Raw genomic sequence first — 2,243 nt, 5'->3', positions numbered from 1 at the left:
GACATGAATGAGTCATTCACGTCGTCCCGTGCCCCGGCACCGGCCGCAGGGGCGCGACTACCCTCGCGGCGGTGAGAACGTTGTGGGTGCCCGCCGCCGGCTGCGGGGTGCTCGCCCTGCTGCTCGGCCTGCCCTTCGCGGGCGGCACCGCCCCGGGCGCCGTCGACGCGACCGCCGCCGGCGCCGTCGCGCACCTGAGTCCCGGGGTCGTGCGGGCGCTCGTGCTCCCCACCGAGCCCTACGTCGTCCTGGCGCTCGGCGTGCTCGCCGTCGTCCTCTGCCTCCGCGCCGGACGGCGTCTGGAAGCCGCGCTCGCGGTCGGCGTCCCCGTGCTGGCCATCCTGCTGACGAGCTGGCTGCTGAAACCCCTCTACGACCGCTGGAAGAACGGCACCCTCGTCTACCCGAGCGGCCACACCGTGAGCCTGGTGGCCGTCCTGACCGTGCTCGTGCTCGTCACGCGCAAGGCGGTCGTGGCCGTGCTGTCCGCGCTCGCGCTGCTGGCGGCCGCCGCCGGGCTGGTCGGGATGGGGTACCACTACCTGACCGACGTCGTGGGCGGGACGCTCTTCGCCGTGTCCGTGGTGCTGTTCAGCTGGCCGGCGCCGCGTCGCGTGCCAGTGCCGTCAGGCGGCTGACCGCGCGCAGGTACTTCTTGCGGTAGCCGCCGTTCACCATCTCCTCGGTGAACAGCGACGGCAGCGGCTCGCCGGACACGACCACCGGGATCGCGCGGTCGTAGAGCCGGTCGGCGAACGCCACGAGCCGCAGGGCCACGTTCTGGTCCGGCGCCGGGTGGACGCCGCGCAGGTGCACGCGCGTGACGCCGTCCAGCAGCCGCCCGTAGCGGGAGGGGTGCAGGGAAGCCAGGTGCTCGCACAGCGCGTCGAAGTCGTCCACAGTGGACCCTTCGTGCGCGGCCGCGGACGCCGCCAGTTCCTCCGGGGTGACGGGCGGCGGTGCGTCCGGCAGGCCGCGGTGGCGGTAGTCCGGGCCGTCGACGCGCACCACGCCGAACCGGGCCGACAGCGTCTGGATCTCGCGCAGGAAGTCCTCCGCGGCGAACCGGCCTTCGCCCAGCTTCTCCGGCAGGGTGTTCGACGTCGCGGCGATGTGGACCCCCGCGTCCATCAGCTCCTGCAGCAGCCGCGTGACCAGCGTGGTGTCGCCCGGGTCGTCCAGCTCGAACTCGTCGATCGCCAGGATCCGGTGCTCCGACAGCCGCCGCACGGCTTCGGCGAAGCCCAGCGCGCCGACCAGGTGGGTCAGCTCGACGAAGGTCCCGTACGCCTTGGGCGAGGGCGCCGCGTGCCACGCCGAAGCCAGCAGGTGGGTCTTGCCGACGCCGAAGCCGCCGTCGAGGTAGAGGCCCATCGGCCCGCTCGGCTCGGCCGAGCCACCGAAGAGCTTGAAGCGCTTCTTCTCCTTGCGCGCCCCCACCTTCGCGGCGAACGCCGAGCACGCCTCGACCGCGGCGGCCTGGCTGGGCTCGTCCGGGTTGGGGAGGTAGGTCTCGAACCGGACGGCGTCGAAGCGCGGCGGCGGCACCAGCGCGCCGATCAGCTCGTCGGCGGACAGCTCGGGACGGCGGCCGGTGAGGTGCGCGGGCATGGTCGCAGACCCTATCCGCCGCCTTCCCCCGTCCGGGCGGCCGTGTGCCCCGGTAGAGACGTGCTTCACGCCCGTGCTGGGATTGGTCCCGTGCGGAGTGTGTGGCCCCTCTCGACGGGCGAGCTGACCGGGGAAGACCTCGAAGGGATCTACGCCTACCCGGCGAACCTCGACCGGGCGTGGGTGCAGGTCAACTTCGTCGCGTCGGCCGACGGCGCCGTCGAGGTGGACACGACGTCGGCCGGGCTGTCCCACACCGCCGACCGGCGGGTCTTCCTGCTCGGCCGCGACCTCGCCGACGTCATCCTGGTCGGCGCCGGGACCGCCCGCGCCGAGGACTACCGCGGGGTCGTCGCGGGCCCGAAGCGCCTGGACCGCCGTCGCCGCCTCGGGTTCACCGGCGTCCCGCCGATCGCGGTGGTGACCCGGACCGCGGACCTCGACCCGGCTTCCCGGCTGTTCACCGAGACCGTGGTACCCCCGATCGTGGTCACCACGGAGTCCGCGGACACCGGGGCGCTCGAAGCCGCCGGTGCGTCGGTCCTGCGGGCGGGCACCGCCGACGTCGACCTGCCGCACGCGCTCGACCTGCTGGGCGAGCGGGGCCTGCGCCGGATCGCGTGCGAAGGCGG

Annotated in this window: 3 protein-coding genes; 2 read left to right on the top strand and 1 reads right to left on the bottom strand. The window is 74.0% G+C overall.

Going from position 1 to position 2,243, the window contains the following annotated elements:
* The first annotated feature begins 86 nt into the window (after window positions 1-86).
* Complete coding sequence (locus G3I65_RS21865) at window positions 87-638, top strand: phosphatase PAP2 family protein (RefSeq protein ID WP_160697764.1); 552 nt, start codon at window positions 87-89, stop codon at window positions 636-638.
* On the opposite strand, the gene zapE is transcribed toward G3I65_RS21865, so the two are convergent.
* Window positions 592-1,611, bottom strand: a complete 1,020-nt coding sequence (gene zapE, locus G3I65_RS21860) for a cell division protein ZapE (RefSeq protein WP_160697763.1) — start codon at window positions 1,609-1,611, stop codon at window positions 592-594. The genes G3I65_RS21865 and zapE overlap by 47 nt on opposite strands.
* A 90-nt stretch (window positions 1,612-1,701) precedes the next feature.
* Between zapE and G3I65_RS21855 the strand changes: the two genes are divergently transcribed.
* The coding region (locus tag G3I65_RS21855; protein WP_160697762.1) for a dihydrofolate reductase family protein at window positions 1,702-2,243 on the top strand (542 nt) is incomplete at its 3' end.

Origin of the sequence: Amycolatopsis sp. SID8362, from assembly GCF_010550475.1 — a bacterium.
Taxonomy (GTDB): domain Bacteria; phylum Actinomycetota; class Actinomycetes; order Mycobacteriales; family Pseudonocardiaceae; genus Amycolatopsis; species Amycolatopsis eburnea.
Note: the sequence above shows the minus strand (reverse complement) of the source record. Positions and strands in the feature narration are given on the sequence as shown.